The 16,200-nt window shown below is 68.2% G+C and carries 16 protein-coding genes; 8 read left to right on the top strand and 8 right to left on the bottom strand.

Going from position 1 to position 16,200, the window contains the following annotated elements; all coding sequences use genetic code 11:
• Positions 1 to 344 precede the first annotated feature (344 nt).
• Positions 345 to 740: a hypothetical protein gene (locus AB2U09_RS07880; protein ID WP_459192157.1), complete on the bottom strand. Its 396-nt coding sequence runs from the start codon at positions 738 to 740 to the stop codon at positions 345 to 347.
• A gap of 111 nt (positions 741 to 851) precedes the next feature.
• Between AB2U09_RS07880 and AB2U09_RS07885 the strand changes: the two genes are divergently transcribed.
• From AB2U09_RS07885 to AB2U09_RS07900, 4 genes are all read left to right on the top strand, one after another.
• Positions 852 to 1,313: a VOC family protein gene (locus AB2U09_RS07885; protein WP_459192158.1), complete on the top strand. Its 462-nt coding sequence runs from the start codon at positions 852 to 854 to the stop codon at positions 1,311 to 1,313.
• A gap of 73 nt (positions 1,314 to 1,386) precedes the next feature.
• Entirely contained in the window at positions 1,387 to 2,055 is a 669-nt protein-coding gene (locus AB2U09_RS07890) for a DUF7979 domain-containing protein (RefSeq protein WP_459192159.1), read from the top strand.
• 83 nt (positions 2,056 to 2,138) lie between these two features.
• A complete protein-coding gene (locus AB2U09_RS07895; RefSeq protein WP_459192160.1) occupies positions 2,139 to 3,158 on the top strand; it encodes a DUF4129 domain-containing protein in 1,020 nt (339 codons plus the stop codon).
• Positions 3,159 to 3,245: 87 nt separating this feature from the next.
• Positions 3,246 to 3,554, top strand: coding sequence for a hypothetical protein (locus AB2U09_RS07900; RefSeq protein WP_459192161.1), 309 nt, complete (start codon positions 3,246 to 3,248; stop codon positions 3,552 to 3,554).
• 122 nt (positions 3,555 to 3,676) lie between these two features.
• Here AB2U09_RS07900 and AB2U09_RS07905 read toward each other — a convergent pair whose 3' ends face one another.
• A complete protein-coding gene (locus tag AB2U09_RS07905; protein ID WP_459192162.1) occupies positions 3,677 to 4,852 on the bottom strand; it encodes a multicopper oxidase domain-containing protein in 1,176 nt (391 codons plus the stop codon).
• Positions 4,853 to 5,072: 220 nt separating this feature from the next.
• Here AB2U09_RS07905 and AB2U09_RS07910 point away from each other — a divergent pair, with 220 nt between their 5' ends.
• Together AB2U09_RS07910 and purL are read left to right on the top strand one after the other, a co-directional pair.
• Positions 5,073 to 5,936: a universal stress protein gene (locus tag AB2U09_RS07910; protein ID WP_459192163.1), complete on the top strand. Its 864-nt coding sequence runs from the start codon at positions 5,073 to 5,075 to the stop codon at positions 5,934 to 5,936.
• A gap of 104 nt (positions 5,937 to 6,040) precedes the next feature.
• The gene (gene purL / locus AB2U09_RS07915; RefSeq protein WP_459192164.1) at positions 6,041 to 8,191 is read left to right on the top strand and encodes a phosphoribosylformylglycinamidine synthase subunit PurL; all 2,151 of its coding nucleotides are present in this window, start codon (positions 6,041 to 6,043) and stop codon (positions 8,189 to 8,191) included.
• A gap of 36 nt (positions 8,192 to 8,227) precedes the next feature.
• Here the strand turns inward: purL and AB2U09_RS07920 are convergent, their stop codons facing one another.
• From AB2U09_RS07920 to AB2U09_RS07935, 4 genes are all read right to left on the bottom strand, one after another.
• Entirely contained in the window at positions 8,228 to 9,418 is a 1,191-nt protein-coding gene (locus AB2U09_RS07920; RefSeq protein ID WP_459192165.1) for a hypothetical protein, read from the bottom strand.
• Positions 9,419 to 9,570: 152 nt separating this feature from the next.
• On the bottom strand, positions 9,571 to 9,777 hold the full coding sequence (locus AB2U09_RS07925) for a DUF7550 family protein (protein ID WP_459192166.1): 207 nt from the start codon (positions 9,775 to 9,777) through the stop codon (positions 9,571 to 9,573).
• 26 nt (positions 9,778 to 9,803) lie between these two features.
• Positions 9,804 to 12,605, bottom strand: coding sequence for a cytochrome c oxidase subunit II (coxB, locus tag AB2U09_RS07930; RefSeq protein WP_459192167.1), 2,802 nt, complete (start codon positions 12,603 to 12,605; stop codon positions 9,804 to 9,806).
• 109 nt (positions 12,606 to 12,714) lie between these two features.
• On the bottom strand, positions 12,715 to 13,134 hold the full coding sequence (locus tag AB2U09_RS07935; protein ID WP_459192168.1) for a DUF6789 family protein: 420 nt from the start codon (positions 13,132 to 13,134) through the stop codon (positions 12,715 to 12,717).
• 144 nt (positions 13,135 to 13,278) lie between these two features.
• Between AB2U09_RS07935 and hisF the strand changes: the two genes are divergently transcribed.
• Complete coding sequence (gene hisF, locus AB2U09_RS07940) at positions 13,279 to 14,094, top strand: imidazole glycerol phosphate synthase subunit HisF (RefSeq protein WP_459192169.1); 816 nt, start codon at positions 13,279 to 13,281, stop codon at positions 14,092 to 14,094.
• A 3-nt stretch (positions 14,095 to 14,097) separates the two neighbouring features.
• Positions 14,098 to 15,009, top strand: coding sequence for a hypothetical protein (locus AB2U09_RS07945; RefSeq protein ID WP_459192170.1), 912 nt, complete (start codon positions 14,098 to 14,100; stop codon positions 15,007 to 15,009).
• Positions 15,010 to 15,021: 12 nt separating this feature from the next.
• Here the strand turns inward: AB2U09_RS07945 and AB2U09_RS07950 are convergent, their stop codons facing one another.
• Both AB2U09_RS07950 and AB2U09_RS07955 read right to left on the bottom strand, forming a co-directional pair.
• Positions 15,022 to 15,216, bottom strand: coding sequence for a hypothetical protein (locus tag AB2U09_RS07950; protein WP_459192171.1), 195 nt, complete (start codon positions 15,214 to 15,216; stop codon positions 15,022 to 15,024).
• A gap of 121 nt (positions 15,217 to 15,337) precedes the next feature.
• Positions 15,338 to 15,829 carry an HTH domain-containing protein gene (locus AB2U09_RS07955; RefSeq protein WP_459192172.1) on the bottom strand — a complete coding sequence of 164 codons (492 nt, stop codon included), beginning with the start codon at positions 15,827 to 15,829 and terminating at the stop codon, positions 15,338 to 15,340.
• Positions 15,830 to 16,200: the final 371 nt, after the last annotated feature.

Genomic DNA, 16,200 nt, shown 5'->3' on the forward strand with positions numbered 1-16,200 from the left:
AGCCAACGGCGAGCGAATCGGCTGGGGAGGCGTGTGGCCGTCTGCGGTGCTGTGCGGGGCGGGGCGGACGCGGTTCCTGGTGGACTGAAAGGGCGAGGCGGGCTCGCGTTTATGTAGTCGTCTGAGCGGGCCACTATCCGAAGCGGCCGCAGGCCGCGAGGATATCCCGCTCAGCGACCGCGAGCGCGTCGAGGGCTTTCATCGCCTGCTGTCCGCTGCGGTCGTTGCGTCAGCTAGCGAGCGCGCCGAGGGCGTTCAACGCCCAGCGATTCCCGCGGTCACGGTACTCTCCCGTTTTCGCACGGTTTCCGACCAGAAACGACCGATCGACGGGCAGGACCGAGTTAGCAGATCGTATAGGTTCCCGAGGCCGAGCCGTCTCGGTCGATGCTCAGAAGGACGGTTCCGTAACAGCTGTTGGTCTCGATGTCTATCGTTCCGCTCTCGTTTCTCGCTTCCCACCGGAAATCGAAGGTTTCGACGCCGTCTGGGTCTGATTCGTTCGTGTTGTAGACCTCCCGACGTTCACCGGGTTCGACCGTGTAACTCCGGTTGTGAACGACCTCGCCAGTTGCGTTCCGCACGACAGTAACGTCGAACGTCGCGCTTTCGTTCCCGTAGTTCTCGATGGAGAGAGCGTGATCTGCGGACGGGCGATTCGAGGCGTGCGTCCCGAGACAGCCAGCCGCGAGGACGAGTGTCCCGACGACACAGCAGAGTCTCAGCGTGCGGTCCCGCATAGTTCTGATCTACTGTGATCTCTTTGAATACTTTCTGTCGGCGACGTATATCAAATCGAACGCGACCACTCGCCCCCCGTGTTGATTGCGCTCGCACCCCAAACCCTCCCCATGACCGAAGACAGCGACCGCGCTCGGATGGTCGGAATCAACCACGTCGCCCTCGACGTCGGCGACGCCAGTGAAGCACGGGAGTTCTACGCGTCGATCTTCGACTGCGCGGTTCGCGGCGAAACCGATACCGCCGTCTTCCTCGACATGGGCGACCAGTTCCTCGCGCTCTCGGAGGCCGACGACGCGGGCGAGTCGACCGACGCGCACCGACACTTCGGACTGGTCGTCGACGACCCGGACCTGGTCGAGCGCCGCCTGTCCGAGGCAGACGCCGAGGTGTTCGACACACGCGGCCTCGACTTCGTCGATCCGTGGGGCAACCGGATCCAGGTCGTCGCCTACGAGGATATCCAGTTTACGAAGGCCGACCACGTGCTGGAGGGGATGGGGCTGTCGGATCTGGAGAAGTCCGACGCGGCTATCGAGGAACTTGCCGAGAAGGGAATGTCGCCGGAGTGAGTGGGCGGCAGAACACTCAAATACCGGTTTGGCACTGAAGAAGACATTTACCGTGTCACGTTCGGTTGCGTTTATGGAACTCTATCGGCCGCTATCTCTCCTGGTCGTGCTCGCAGCGCTCGGGGGCTGTCTCGCGGCACCCGGACCGGCCGGCGAGCCGACGGCCGATACGGCGACGGCGACACCGACGCCGACCGACACCGGGACAGTTCCCCCGGGCGAGACCCCGCTGCCCGACTCGCCGACACCCGGTGAGCCGAACCACGGTGAGACCGTCGACTACGCCGACCTGCCCCCCGAGTCCCGGGCGGCCTTCGACGACACCCTCGACGGCACTGTCTCGTTCGTCCCGGATACCCAGTACGTCGACGGCGAGCACACCGTGGACGCGGCGAAACCGTTCCACGACTACGAGTACGTCCGGAAGAACGGGACTCAGTACGCCATCGACCTCTCGATGGACGGCAAACTCTACGTCTCCTACGGCATCGACAGCGAACCGGTTGGAAAAGACGTGAACGCGACGGCCGTCCGCGTCTCGAGCCTGTCGACCGATGTCCGCGACGAGGTGCGCTGGGCCGTCGAGAATGGGTCGCACACCGTCCCGGCGGGCAAATGGGACTCGCTCCCCGGGGAACTCGGTGACGCCGAGTACGTCCGCTACCGGGGGAAGACTTACGACATGAGCTACATGTACGGCGACTACTGGGCGCTCAGGCTGAGCGTCGAACGAGGAGACTGATCGGGCTAGACGACCGCGAAACGTACTATCAACCACAGTAAACGTACGAAAAAGCTATACGATAGATAGACATTCACACGCGCATGGACGACTATCTGTCGCGACCGTCCCTCCGAGTGGTGGTCGTCGGGTTGGTGGCGATGGCCGCGGTCGCCGTGGGGGCGGCGACCATCGCGTCGGCGGTCGATCCCGGTGCGCCGGCCGTTCAGCCGGGGACCGAGGAGTCGCCGGGGACGGACGGCGGCGGGAACGTGGCGCCGAGCACGCCGAGCGACCCCGGCAAGGGGCCGGTGATGCCGGGCGACCCCAGGCCACCGCGCGACCCGATCGAAGCGGGCTGGTGCGTCCAACCGCTGTCGGCGTGGTACGGCGGCGTCCTCTACTTCGGCGCGTTCGCGGCCGCGCTGGTAGCGATCAAGCGTCGGTACTCGCTGGGCGCGACCTTCTTCGGCCTGTACGCGCTCGCACCGCCGGCATTTCTCACGTACTTCCTGTCGACCGACTGCCCGACCTACGGCGGACCGGGCGTCGGCCCCGGCCCGGTCCTGCCGGGAACCGGCGGCGACGGGGGGCTCACCGAGCCGCTGATCCACGCCGTAAACGTCCCGCCAGAGGCGGTACTGGGCGTGTTCGGCGTCGTGCTCGTCGGGACCGCTGCGGTCCTGCTCCGGGCCTCCGGAGGCGAGACGGTCACCGACGTGTCCCGGGAGACCACCGCGGACGAGGGCGACCCGGTCGACCCCCGTGACCTCGCGATCGCCGCCGGTCACGCCGCAGACCGTCTCGAAGCGCGCAACGCCGACGTGGACAACGAAGTCTACCGCGCGTGGTGGGAGATGACGAGTCTGCTCGACGTTGACAACCCCGACAGCGCGACCCCCGGCGAGTTCGCCGAGGCCGCAATCGCCGCCGGGCTGAGCGAAGCCGACGTGACGGAACTCACGCGGCTGTTCGAGGAAGTCCGCTACGGCGAGCGCGACGCCGAGAGCCGCGAGGAACTTGCCGTCTCCGTGTTCCGGAGCGTCGAGGACTCGTACGGCGACAGCGCGTCCCACGGCGGGGAGTCAGGCGGAGGCGACAGCGGAGTCAGCGGCGGGCAGTAACGGCTTGTTTTCGTGAGTTCGGCGTTTCCACGCCGGGCGAACGGGTTCGGCGGAGCCGGCTTCGGGCGGGGATTCGTTGTCGTTCGTATGGGCGAGAGAGCCGCCGAGCTGTCCGCGCTGGCCGATCGACTCCCCGAGCGCGAGGGCGTCCGCGACGCGTGGACGGCGAAGAGTTTCACCGACCGACTGTTCGTCGTGGAGATACCCGAAGCGGGCTCGCTGTCGGAGGACCTCCGGTGGACGCTCCACGAGCACGACCTGCGCGAGGCGAACGAAGTCTACGAGGTCGATGGGGTCGAGGATGCAGACTACGCCGGCGACCTGTCCGACGGCAGACGCTACCGGTTCGTCGACGTCCAGTCGCGCGGTGAAATGCAGTCCTACGTGGTCGAGTGAGGCTCGGAGCGTCTGCGAGTGATTCAAAAAGCGGGCCGATGTCGAGCGAAAAAGTGAGGACCGCGTGAATCAGGCCCGGAGTCGAGGTCGGGGTCGAGGTCGGGGAGCGTCGTGCTGCTGATTCAGCCCTCGTAGCCGGCGTAGTCCATCAGCTGGCTGAAGATGTCGGTGTCCATGGCCTCCTTGTAGACGATGGCGCCGACCATTCCGCCGGGGTAGGAGTTGCCGTTCATGGCGTGGGCGACCTTGTGGCAGTGCATGAGGTAGATGCCGGGGTCGGCGTCGGCCTGGAACTCGACGGTTTTGCGCTCGGCGGGCGCGATGTTGAGCACGTCCTCCTCGTACCGGGCCGCCTCGGGGATGGGCGAACCGTCCTTCTCGACGACCTCGAAGCGGTGGTTGTGGGTGTGCATCGGGTGCATCATGTACCCGTTGTTGGCGAAGTGGATGCGGACGGTGTCGCCCTGCTCGACGATGACCGGGGAGCCGTCCTCGGGGTGGAGCGTGCGGGGGGCGGACTTGCCGTTGATGGTGAACACGTCGGGGTTGCGCTGGCGCGGGCTGTAGTCGACGTCCATCCCGGCCATCTGCTTGTTGAGATCGGAGTCCCAGTCCTTGAGCGTCATGAACAGCTCCTGGTCGGCGGGCTCGTACCCCTTCGGGTCGACGCGGAAGATGCCGTACATCCCCATGTCGATGTGCCGGTGGGTCTGGTAGTGGCAGTGATAGAGGTGCGTGCCGGGGACGTTGGCTGGGATGTCGTAGGTGTGTTTCTCGCCCGGCGGGATGGTGATGCCCGTCGTCGTCGGGACGCCGTCGTTCTCCCAGGTCTTGCGGACGCCGTGGAAGTGGACGGTGTGGGGCCGCTTGCCGTCGGTGTTGTCGAAGGTCACCTCCATGTCCTCGCCCTCGGTCGTCCGCAGGATCGGACCGGGGACGCTGGGGTCGCCGTCGTCGGCCTTGAACCCCCAGACGGCCGGCAGGTCGACGGGGCCGCCCATGGTCTCGCCGGGGTGGACCTCGTGGTAGGCGGGGACGCTGGAGAGGGTGACCTTCCCGCCCTGCTCGTCGACGTTGACGACTTCCGGCGGGGAGGTCGTGGGGAGGTCGGCGGGGTTCGCGGTCTGCGCGGCGGGAGAACCGGTAGATTCGACTTCGGAGACGGTCACGTCGCCGGGGCTCTGGGCGCTCTGCGTGGAACAGCCGGCGAGCGCGAACAGGCCGGTCGTACCGGCGGCCGCTTTGGCGAACTCGCGACGCGACATGTCCGTTCCGGGCGCACCGATGTTGTCGGTCATACTCACTTCGGAGTAGGCAGTGACACCTTATAGGGTGGCGAGGGGATTCCCACGGAGTGAAAACCACCCGCGCTATTGGGGGTCTTTGTGGTATACGTACGCCCGAACGGGTTCGAAACCGCCGGCGGGGGCCGGTCAGCGGCCGAATTGGTTCGTGTGCGGCCGCGATGGGTCGGCTCGTCGGCCAGCGCTTTTGGGGTTGGCCCGCGGACGTTCGGCCATGTACGAGGAGATCCTCTTCCCGACCGACGGCAGCGACGCGGCCGACGCTGCGCTGGAAGTCGCGGTCGCCGTTGCCGACGCCCACGACGCGACGCTTCACGTGCTCTACGTCGCCGACACGAACCAGCCGAGCCTGGCGCGGATCGAAGGGCAGGTCCGGGACGTGCTAGAGGGCGAGGGCCGCGATATCGTCGAGCGGGCGGGCGCCCGCGCCCGGAACGCGGGCGTCGAGACGGTCGAGGAAGTGATACAGGGCGGCCCCTCGCGGACCATCTGCGAGTACGTCGACGACCGCGGGATCGACCTCGTCGTCATGGGCACGCGCGGCGGGCGCGACATCGAGCGGATCGTCCTCGGGAGCGTCACCGAGCGCGTCGTCCGCAACAGCGCCGCGCCGGTCCTCGTCGTGCCGCCCCAGAGCGATAGCGAGTACCCTCCGGAGCGTGTGCTCGTCGGGACCGATGGCAGCGACGGGTCGGAAGCGGCCATCGACGAGGGGATCGACGTCTGCGCGGCGACGGAGGCGGCCCTGCACGTCGTGTCGGTGCTTGAATCCTCGCCGCTGGGATTCGACGTCCGTTCCGAGCAGCTCACACAGGAGCGCGAGCGACGGGACGAACAGGTCCTCGCGGGGGCGCGCGAGCGGGCGGCGGACGTCGGAGTCACCGTCGAGACGGGCATCGAGGAAGGCGACGTGGTCGACGCCCTCAACGAGTACGTCGCCGACCACGGCATCGACCTCGTCGCCGTCGGGACCCACGGCCGGACCGGCATCGACCGGCGCATCCTCGGCAGCGTCACCGAGAACCTGATGCGCTCGGCGTCCGTACCCGTCCTCTCCGTTCGGGCGAACCAGGGGTGAGTATCCGGTCGTTCGCGGCGTTCGTCCCGGTATCGTCCCCGCAGGGGCCGCCCTGCGGGCGCGCATGGAAAGCGATTTAGCCGGCGCGGGGCGACGGACCGGTAATGAGTCTCTCCGACGCCGACCGCGATCTCGTGGTCGAGGAACTGGGGCGGGAGCCGACGCCGGCCGAGGCCGCGCTCTTCGAGAACCTCTGGAGCGAGCACTGCGCGTACCGCTCCTCGCGCCCGCTGCTTGGCGCGTTCGACAGCGAGGGCGACCAGGTCGTCGTCGGCCCGGGCGACGACGCCGCGGTCGTCTCCCTCGATGATGAGACGTACGTCACGCTCGGCATCGAGAGCCACAACCACCCCTCCTACGTCGACCCGTTCGACGGCGCCGCCACGGGCGTCGGAGGCATCGTCCGCGACACGCTCTCGATGGGCGCCTACCCCATCGCGCTCGCCGACTCGCTGTACTTCGGCGACTTCGACCGCGAGCACTCCCGCTATCTCTTCGAGGGCGTCGTCGAGGGTATCTCCCACTACGGCAACTGCATCGGCGTCCCGACGGTCACCGGCTCGACCGCCTTCCACGACGACTACGAGGGCAACCCGCTGGTCAACGTCGCCTGCGTCGGCCTCATCGACGACCCCGACCGACTTGTCACCGCCGAGGCCCAGGAACCGGGGAACAAGCTGATGCTCGTCGGAAACGCGACCGGTCGCGACGGGCTGGGCGGCGCGTCGTTCGCGAGCGAGGACCTCGCCGAGGACGCCGAGACCGAGGACCGACCGGCGGTGCAGGTCGGCGACCCCTACACCGAGAAACTGCTCATCGAGGCTAACGAGCAGCTCATCGACGAGAGCCTGATCCAGTCCGCGCGGGACCTCGGCGCGGCGGGGCTCGGCGGCGCGTCGTCGGAGCTGGTCGCCAAGGGCGGCCTCGGCGCCGAGATCGAACTCGAGCGCGTCCACCAGCGCGAGCCGAACATGAACGCGCTGGAGATCCTCCTCGCCGAGAGCCAGGAGCGGATGTGCTACGAGGTCCGTCCTGAAGACGTCGAGCGCGTCCACGAGATCGCCGACCGCTACGACCTCGGCTCGTCGGTCATCGGCGAGGTCACCGACGGTAACTACGTCTGCACTTTCGAGGGCGAGACCGTGGTCGACGCCGACGCCGAGTTCCTCGGCGAGGGCGCGCCCTTCAACGACCTGCCCGCCGAGGAGCCGGTCGAGCAGGAGCGGGACTTGCCCGAGGGCGTCGACCTCGCGGAGGCGTTCGAGACGGTCGTCGGGAGTCCGAACACCGCCTCGAAGGAGTGGGTCTACCGCCAGTACGACCACGAGGTGCAGGTCCGCAACGCGACGCCTCCGGGCGACGACGCGGCCCTCCTGGCCGTCCGGGAAGCCGAGGCCGGCCTCGCCTTCTCCTCCGGCGCCGACCCCAACTGGACCGACGCCGCGCCCTACGAGGGCGCCCGCGCCGTCGCGCTGGAGAACGCGACGAACGTCGCCGCGAAGGGCGCACGGCCCCACGCCGCGGTCGACTGCCTCAACGGCGGTAACCCGGAGAAGCCCGACGTCTACGGCGGGTTCAAGGGCATCGTCGACGGCCTCGCCGAGATGTGCGAGACGCTCGACGTGCCCGTCGTCGGCGGGAACGTCTCGCTGTACAACGACTCGGTCTCCGGGCCGATCCCCCCGACGCCGACGCTCGCGCTCGTCGGCGTCAAAGACGGCTACGAGGCCCCACCCGCGGCCCTGCAGGGCGAGGGCGAGTTGCTGCTCGTCGGCGCCCGTGCGCTGGAGGGCGACGCGGAGGCACGTCTCGGCGGGTCGGAGTACCTCGCGCAGTTCGGCGGCACCGACCGCTTCCCGGAGTCGCTGGCCAACCCCGACGCATTCGTCGACACGCTGGTCGAGGTGGCGAACGAGGAGACGACGGTCGCCACTCACGACGTGAGCCACGGCGGGCTCGCGGTGACGCTCGCGGAGATGGTGACCGCGGGAGCCGGCGCGAGCGTCGACCTCGACGCGCCGACGAAGGGCTCGCCCGAGGCGCTGCTGTTCGGCGAGCAGGCCGGTCGCGTCGTGATCGAGACGACCGACCCGCGGAGCGTCCGCGAGGCCTTCGACAGCGTGACGCCCGTCTACGACCTCGGGAGCGCAGACGACTCCGGGACGCTCGACGTGGCACTCGACGACGGCTCGCTGTCCTACGACGCCGCCGAAATCGCTGACCTGCGCGACGTGATCGAACGAGAACTGGAGTGAGCGGAGAGCGGTCTTTTCTCGCGGTCGCCGGCTGACTTAGACGAGTACCGGAACGACGGTTACCGCTCCCTCGCCGGCGCCGCCCGAGAGGACGTAGTAGGAGACCAGTTCGATCGCGACGCCGTGAACAGCGTAGACGACGGCTGGCGCCCACACTGAACGGGTGCGCTCCGTGGCGACCGCGGCGGTGGCGACGGCGACGGCGTAGCTGAGCGTCGACGGGCCCGCACCCCCGCTGACGAACGCCGACGCGACCAGCGGGACGACGACGGCGAGTGTGGCGCCGGCGCCAGCGGCGACGAACAGCGCGCGGTCGTCGTCCGGAAGCGGCGTTCGCGCGTCCCAGAGCCGGCCGTATCCGAGCGCAGCGGCCAACACGGCCACGACGGTGAGGACGAGCGCGACGACGAGCCCGACCCAGCGGAGCGCGCCCGGGAGCGGGGCGAGAATCGGCGAGAACGTGGCGGAAGCGACGGCGATCACCCAGTCGGCGCCGAACGCGAGTAGCGCCACCGCACCCGCCGCGGCAGCCGACGAACGGTGACGACGGAGCGCGGTCTGAATGGCGCCGTTGAACAGCAGCGCCGTGCCGACGGCGGTGAGCACCGCAGGGACGACAGTCGACAGCAGGAACGACGAGACGTCGGGCATCGTCCCGTACCGGAACGCCACGCCCAGACTGTCGGGCCACCCGACGAGCGTCGCGCCGGCAGTCACGACCGCGGTGGCCACGGCGACGACGCCGACGGCACCACCGGTCGCGAGCCAGCCGTCGCGAGTCGGCGGGGTCGTCGGGAGGTCGAGGTCGGCGACGCGAGCGTATCCGACCGCGAGGAGCCCCAGCGCGACCGCGTACCCACCCGGCAGGATCACCGGCTCCGCGGAGACGCCCGAGGCGAACCGATCGAGCGCGAGGTGGACGGCGACGAACACGAACGCGGCCGCGGCCAGCCCCGCCTCTACCAGTTCGAAGCCGTCCAATCGGTCCTCGCGGCCGGCCGCGTAAACGGCGTAGACCGCGCCGAGACCGGCGAGGACGACGAGGCTGTATACGGTGATCACCACCAGCGGAATCCCGAGAATTCCGCCCCGCGGGCGGAACGCCGAGGCACTGACGGTGATACCGAGCCTGACGAGGACCAGCCCTGCCAGCAGGGCGGCGAGCGCGACGTACTCGGCGACCGTCGGGCGACCCGACGGCGACGAGCGGTGGAGGGAGTCGCTCATGTTCGGAAGCAGTCAATAGACCGTAATAAGTCTGGGGACAGGCTGTTCGCTGGCGCGCATCCACCCGCTCGGGACGCATCTGGGGAAGAATAGAGGCAGAGACCGTTCGCGTCGCGAACGACCGGAAGATCAGCGCGTCGCGCCGCGATCGGTTACACCAGCACGATGGGCAGGACGAACGCGATGGCGACGCCGACGAGCATGACGGCGAGTCCGATGCCGACGTCTCGGCCGGTGTACTCGCTCTGGGGAGCCGTCGAGCGCAGCGGCGGTTCGCCGGACGGCAGGTCCTTGTTCGTCGGGTCGTAGTCCGGGCGGTCCTCGTGCCCGTGCGCCGCGTCCTCGTGTTCGTCGACCATGCGTCCGGATTCGACCGGGGGGCACCTTAGCGTGTCGGAACGGTTCGAGACGGCGGTGGTCCGCGATCGGAGCGGCCAGTCGGCGCGTCGCGCGCGCTGGTTGTGTTGCCTGCGTTCCCCGGATTGCGTGCGCGCGCCGCGTCCCCGTCGCCGATGGCGCCGACCCGCTCGCCGAACGCCTCCGGCGGGACGACGCGGACGGTCGCGCGCATCTTCGAGTGGGCGACCCCGCAGAACTCCGCGCAGTAGAGCCGATAGTCGCCGGGATCGTGGAGTCGGGTACGGATCAGATTCTGCTGGCCCGGGAACGCGTCCTGTTTCAGTCCCAGTCCGGGGACGTGGACCGAGTGCAACACGTCTCGGGAGGTGATCTCGAAGTAGACGGGCCGGTCCGTCGGCGCGTAGATCACCTCGGCACCCTGGACGGACGCGTTCGCCGCGGGGTACCGGACGTGATACCCGAACTGCTCGGCGATGATCTGGATCTCGACGGCGTTCGCCGGGCGGTCGCGCTCGGGTTCGGGCGTGGCAGCGACGTACGGCGAGGCGAACACCTGATAGGAGGCGACGGCGACGAACAGGAGCACGGCAGCAGTCGCGAGCGTCCAGCCGATCTCGAGTCGCTTGTTCTCCGGGGTCGGGAGCGGCCGATCGGTACCGTGGAAGCGCCAGACGGCGTAGACGAGGAGGACCTCGATCAGCACTGCGAGCGGGACGGCGACCAGCAACAGCCTGCGGTTGAGCGTCAGTATCAGCGCCTCCGTTGCCGAGTCGAACGACTGAGACGGGAAGACCAGCAGCCCCGCGACGACGAGGACGGCGACCCCGACGAGCGCGGCGACGACCAGCCGGACGGCGCTGGAGCCGCCGATCGCTTCGTCGCGTGGGGATTCTGCGGGCTCGTCGGGCGGGGTTTCGGCAGGTTCGTCTGTGTCGTCGGGGCCACCGTTGGCGACGGTCGGTCGTCCACGTCCGACCCGGTCCGCGAGGATGCCCCACTCGCGGGTCCGCTGGCCGGTCTCGCGGAGGTTCCAGACGTCGCCGTCGGTGACGACTGGACCCACCCGGTAGGACTGGACCATGTTGAACAGCCAGAGGACGACGCCGATCCCGATCAGGTACGCGCCGACGGTCGAGAGCTGCTGGCCGAGCGCGAAGGCGTCGGGGTAGGCGGCGTAGCGGCGGGGGAGCCCGTCCATGCCGTTGACGAGCATCGGCATGAAGGCGAGGACCGACCCGACGGTCACGAGGACGGCCTGTATCCGGGCGAGCGTCCGGTTGTACATCCTGCCCGTTATCAGAGGGAACCAGTAGAAGGAGGCCGCGAACATGCTGAAGGGGATGATCCCCATGATGATGAAGTGGAAGTGGCCGACGACGTAGTAGGTGTCGTGGACGAGCATGTCCACGGGGACGGAGGCGAGGAAGACGCCGGTGATCCCACCGACGACGAACAGCGCGAGGCCGCCGAGGCAGAACAGCATCGGGGCCGTGAGTCGAACGCGCCCGTTCCAGACCGTCGCGAGCCAGTTGAACGTCTTCACCGCGCTCGGGACCGCGATCGCGATGGAGACGGCCATGAAACTCGACCGGACGCGCGGGTCCATCCCCGTCGTAAACATGTGGTGTGCCCAGACGCCGAAGCTCAGCACGCCGATGGCCAGCGTCGAGTAGACGACGAACCGGAAGCCGAACAGCTTCCGACCGGCAAACTTCGGGAGGATGTAGCTGACGAGGCCGAAGGCGGGGAGGACGAGGATGTACACTTCGGGGTGGCCGAAGAACCAGAACAGGTGTTGCCAGAGGATCGGCCCGCCGCCGTCGACGGTGAAGAAGGTCGTCCCGACGGTGCGGTCGAGCAGCAGCATGACGGCGGCGCTCCCGAGCACCGGGAAGGCGAAGAGGACGAGCGCCGACTGGGTGAGGATGCTCCAGGAGAACAGATCGAGGTTCGCCCACGACACGTCGTCGCCGCGCGCCGAGACGATGGTCGCGATGAAGTTGATGGCCCCCAGCGTCGTGGCGACGCCGCTGAGGTGTAGCGCGAGCAGGAGCAGGCTCACCTGCTGGTTGGGGATCTGTATCGACAGCGGCGGGTAGAGCGTCCACCCCGTGGCAGGCGGTTCGAGCAGGAGCAGCGGCTCGCTGTACCGGATGACGCCCGACAGCGCGTCGATCGCGGAGGACGGCAGCAGGCCCGCGACGCCGGCGATGGCCTTGCCGATGAGTTCGGTGATGAGCCCCGCGCGCGCAAGTACGAGCGACGGTGGCAACAGCCAGAAGGCGACGGCGTTGATCCGGGGGAACGCCATGTCGTCGGCGTCGATCAGCAGCGGGATGACGTAGTTGGCGATGCCGGCGAACACCGGCGTCGCGAAGAAAAACAGCATCGTGATCCCGTGGGCGGTGAACAGCGCGTTGTACGTGTCGGCGTCCCAGACGGTGATCGCTGGGGTCAAAAGCTCCGAGCGGAGCATCATCGCGTCCATCCCGCCCCAGAGGCCGGCGACAGTCCCGAAGACGAGATAGAGGATCCCGATGTCCCGGTGGTCGACGGTGGTCAGCCACCGCCTGATACCGAGCGGCTTCGCGCGGACCTGCCCGGACTCACCGTCCGTCGCGTTGGGGCCGTCGCTGTCGGGCGATCCGTTGTTCTCGGCTGACCCGCTGTCCTCGGTCGATCCGCCGTCGGCCAGCGGGCGCTCCCCGTCGGATTCGGGTGCGGCGGAGCGGTGGTCGTCGGCGAACGGGTCGGTCCGGCGCCAGGCGACGACGGCGGGGGCGACACACGCCGCGACGACGGCGAGACTGGGCAGGAGTCCGAGCATCTGCTGAAGCGTGGTCGGTCGTCAGTTGCGATCCGGCGCGGAAAAGTATACGTCGGGCACCGACCGGTGGCGTCGCCTTACTGCGCGAGGCGGCGTCTGTAACCCGGACTTACGCGTATTCGTCGGTCAGGCTCGCGAAGACCGCGCCGAGCGTGAACCCGTAGGCGAGGTGGGCGAGGAGCGTGAACACGAGGTAGAGGATCAAAAGCGGGAGCCCGGTGTCGGCCCGACCGACGACGGCGAAGGCGACCCACAGCGGTATCGCGAACGCCATCCCCGCGACCGCGGGGTCCAGTTCGAGCGGGACGTACGGTTTCAGGGCGAGAAAGAGGAGCGGCCAGACGACCGCTCCGACGACCGCGTAGCCGACGAACCCGAGGAAGAGGTTCCCCGGGACCCGGACGAACCGGGCGATGGCGGCGAAGATGCCGATGGCGTAGCGGGCCTCCACCTCGAAGATCGCGAGCGCGACCGACATGACGGCCGTCGCGACGGCGCCGGCGACGAGCGCGGCGAGAGCGCGGTGCATCCGTCGGGTCGTCGGCCAGCGTGCCGAAAAGTATACTCCGGGTACCGCCGCGGCGTCACCGGTACGCTCACGTTGGCCGTCCGCCGGCCCGTCCCGCGAGAGAGCGGATACCTTTTGCCGTTCGCCGCCCGAGTCCCGGTATAGATGGCTCTGACGAAGCGGATCATCCCCTGTATCGACGTCGACCTCGACGACGAGGGGAACGCGGCGGTCTACACCGGGGTGAACTTCGAGGACCTGGCCTACACCGGTGACCCGGTGGAGATGGCCAGAAAGTACAACGAGGCCGGCGCCGACGAGTTCGTCTTCCTCGACATCACGGCCTCCGCGGAGGGCCGCGAGACGATGCTCGACACCGTCTCGCAGGTCGCCGACGAGGTGTTCATCCCGCTGACGGTGGGCGGCGGGATCCGGACCCGCGAGGACGTCAAGGAAACGCTCCGCGCGGGCGCGGACAAGGTGTCCATCAACTCCGGCGCCATCGCGAACCCCGAACTGATCACCGAGGGCGCCCGTTCGTTCGGCAACCAGTGCATCGTCATCAGCGTCGACGCCAAGCGCCGGTTCGACGAACAGGGCGAACACTACGCGCAGGTCGACGGCGAGTCCTGCTGGTTCGAGTGCACGGTCAAGGGCGGCCGCGAGGGCACCGGCCTCGACGTCGTCGAGTGGGCCGAGGAAGCCGAGGAGCGCGGCGCCGGCGAGCTGTTCGTCAACTCTATCGACGCCGACGGGACGAAAGACGGCTACGACATCCCGCTAACGAAGGCGGTCTGCGACGCCGTCTCGACGCCCGTCATCGCCTCCTCTGGCTGTGGTGGCCCCGAGGACGCCTACGAGGTGTTCACCGACGCCGGCGCCGACGCGGCGCTGGCCGCCTCGATCTTCCACTTCGACGAGCACTCCATCGACGAGGTGAAGCGGTACCTGGACGACCGCGACGTGCCCGTCCGCCTGTGAGCGATGAGTGACGGCGAGGGTTCGGGGGACGGCGGGCCGGGCAGCGACGCACCGGGCGGTGACGGGTCGAACGGTTCGTCCTCCGGGTCGGCGAAGTGGCGCTGCGCGTGGTGCGACAAGCCCCACGACCGGAACGACCCGCCCTGTGACAACTGCGGCCATCACAAGTTCGAGAAGGCGGTCGTGCCGGTCGCTCCGGACGACCCCGACCACGAGCGCGAACCGGTGTGGGTCTGTCCCGAGTGCGGGCGCGTCCACCAGAAGAACTCGCCGCCGTGTAGCCGCTGCGGGAACGCCCAGCTGGAGCGGACGATCCCCGACGAGAGCGACTACGCCGAGGAACTGGGCGGCACGTCGTACGTCGACCTGCTGAGCGCCCGCTACGTGGCCGGGCTCGCGGTCGCCCTCGTCGCCGGGACGGTCCTGGTGCTCGGGCTACTCGGCGTAATTACCCTGCCCGGGATGGGTGACGACGTGCCGGGCAGCGCGGATTCGTTCGCTGGCGTCGACCTGAGCGACACCGAGGCCGCCTTCGTCGACGAACTGAACGACCGGCGGGCGAACGCATCGCTCCGGGCGTACGAGCGCAACGAGAACCTCGACGATGCGGCACGGCTCGCAAATCAGCAGCGGGTGCGCGCCGTCGCCGGCGAGGGGACCGATGCCAGCGACGAGCGAGTCCGCGAGGAACTCGACGGCGCCTGCGACGGCGAGGTCGGCGCGCGCATCCAGTTCTGGCGGTCGTACGAGGAGGGCGCTCCGGCGCTCGATTCCCCGGACGCGCTCGCGGCGTCCCTGGTCGACGGGTACGAGCGCGTCGCTGAGGACTTCTACGAGACGGCGAACGGGCTCGTCGGCGTCGACGTCCACGCCGGACCGGACGACCGGGTGTACGTCGCCGTCGTGGCCTGCTGAACGGACCGCGTTTTACCGCATGCGGCGCGCGATCCGGAGCGCGACGGACGTGAGCGTTCCGAGCCCGGGGATCCGTGAGGACAGCGCCGCCGCGACGACGAGCAGGAGACCGCTCTTGGGCCGACCGCGGGCGAACGCTACGGCCGCGTCCACGAGCGTCGAGACGATGCTGAGTTTGCCGAAGGTCTTCGCGTTTCGCGTCGCCATCTGTACCGGAACGAAGGGTGCGCTGGCAAAGTGTGACTACCTTGCCGTCGCAGGGTCGGTGGAGAGGACGGCCCAACAGGGAGTAACGGACCGAGAGAGACGAAGTGACGGGAGACGCAGCTCAGTCCGAGAGGATGGAGACGTCGTTTGACTGCTCGATAGCCGCCGGTTCACCGCGTTCCAGCCGGTCGAGCCGATCCATGATGGTGTGGACCTCGTCGCCGTCGGTACAGGGGGCGACGTGGCGCAGTTCCTCCCCGTCGTACTCTGCGAGGCCCATCACGGGCAGGACCATCGCGGTGTACGGCTCGTCGGTGACGTCGTTGTCGACGGTCTGGCGCTGGTAGAACGACTCCAGCGAGACGTTGTTCGAGAGGGCCCACTGCTTGAACTCGGCGACGCGATTGAGGATGTACTCGCCCTCCTCGGTGCGGGCGCCCGCGGAGTCGCGGGCGATCTGCTTGCCCCAGACGATGACCGAGAAGTCCTCGATCTCGTCCTCGGCGTCGAGTTCCTGCAGGCGCTCGATGACCGCTTCCTGTCGTTCGTGGGCGCCGTCCGGAAGCAGCGACCGGACGTAGAGTTCGATCCGCGGCGTCTGTGTCCCCGTCATCGTACTCGGAGTGGCGTCCCCATGGATGAAAAAACTTCTGCTGATTTTCCCGTATTATCCATGTTTGTGTTTATCACACCGGCCTAACCCGGGTTCTGGTGAACGTTCGTTAATTTCCATTCCGATCCGCTTTCGACTTTCATCTCAGAAGTTGGGTTCGATTAAAGACGTAATATTATTCGACTACTGTCGAAATATGGCGGTGGACCGAGCCGGGGGAGACGGTCCTTCGATGCCGATCTTGTACTAGACGGTGTATTCCGGACGGTAAGGGCGATATAATGGAAACACCGCGGTGTCGAAGCGGAGCCGGGAGGGAGACGGCAGGTCGAACGACGGTCAAGGGATCGGGCAGCCGAGTTCGATCGAGT

The sequence above is a fragment of the Halosimplex yunnanense genome (genome assembly GCF_054504345.1).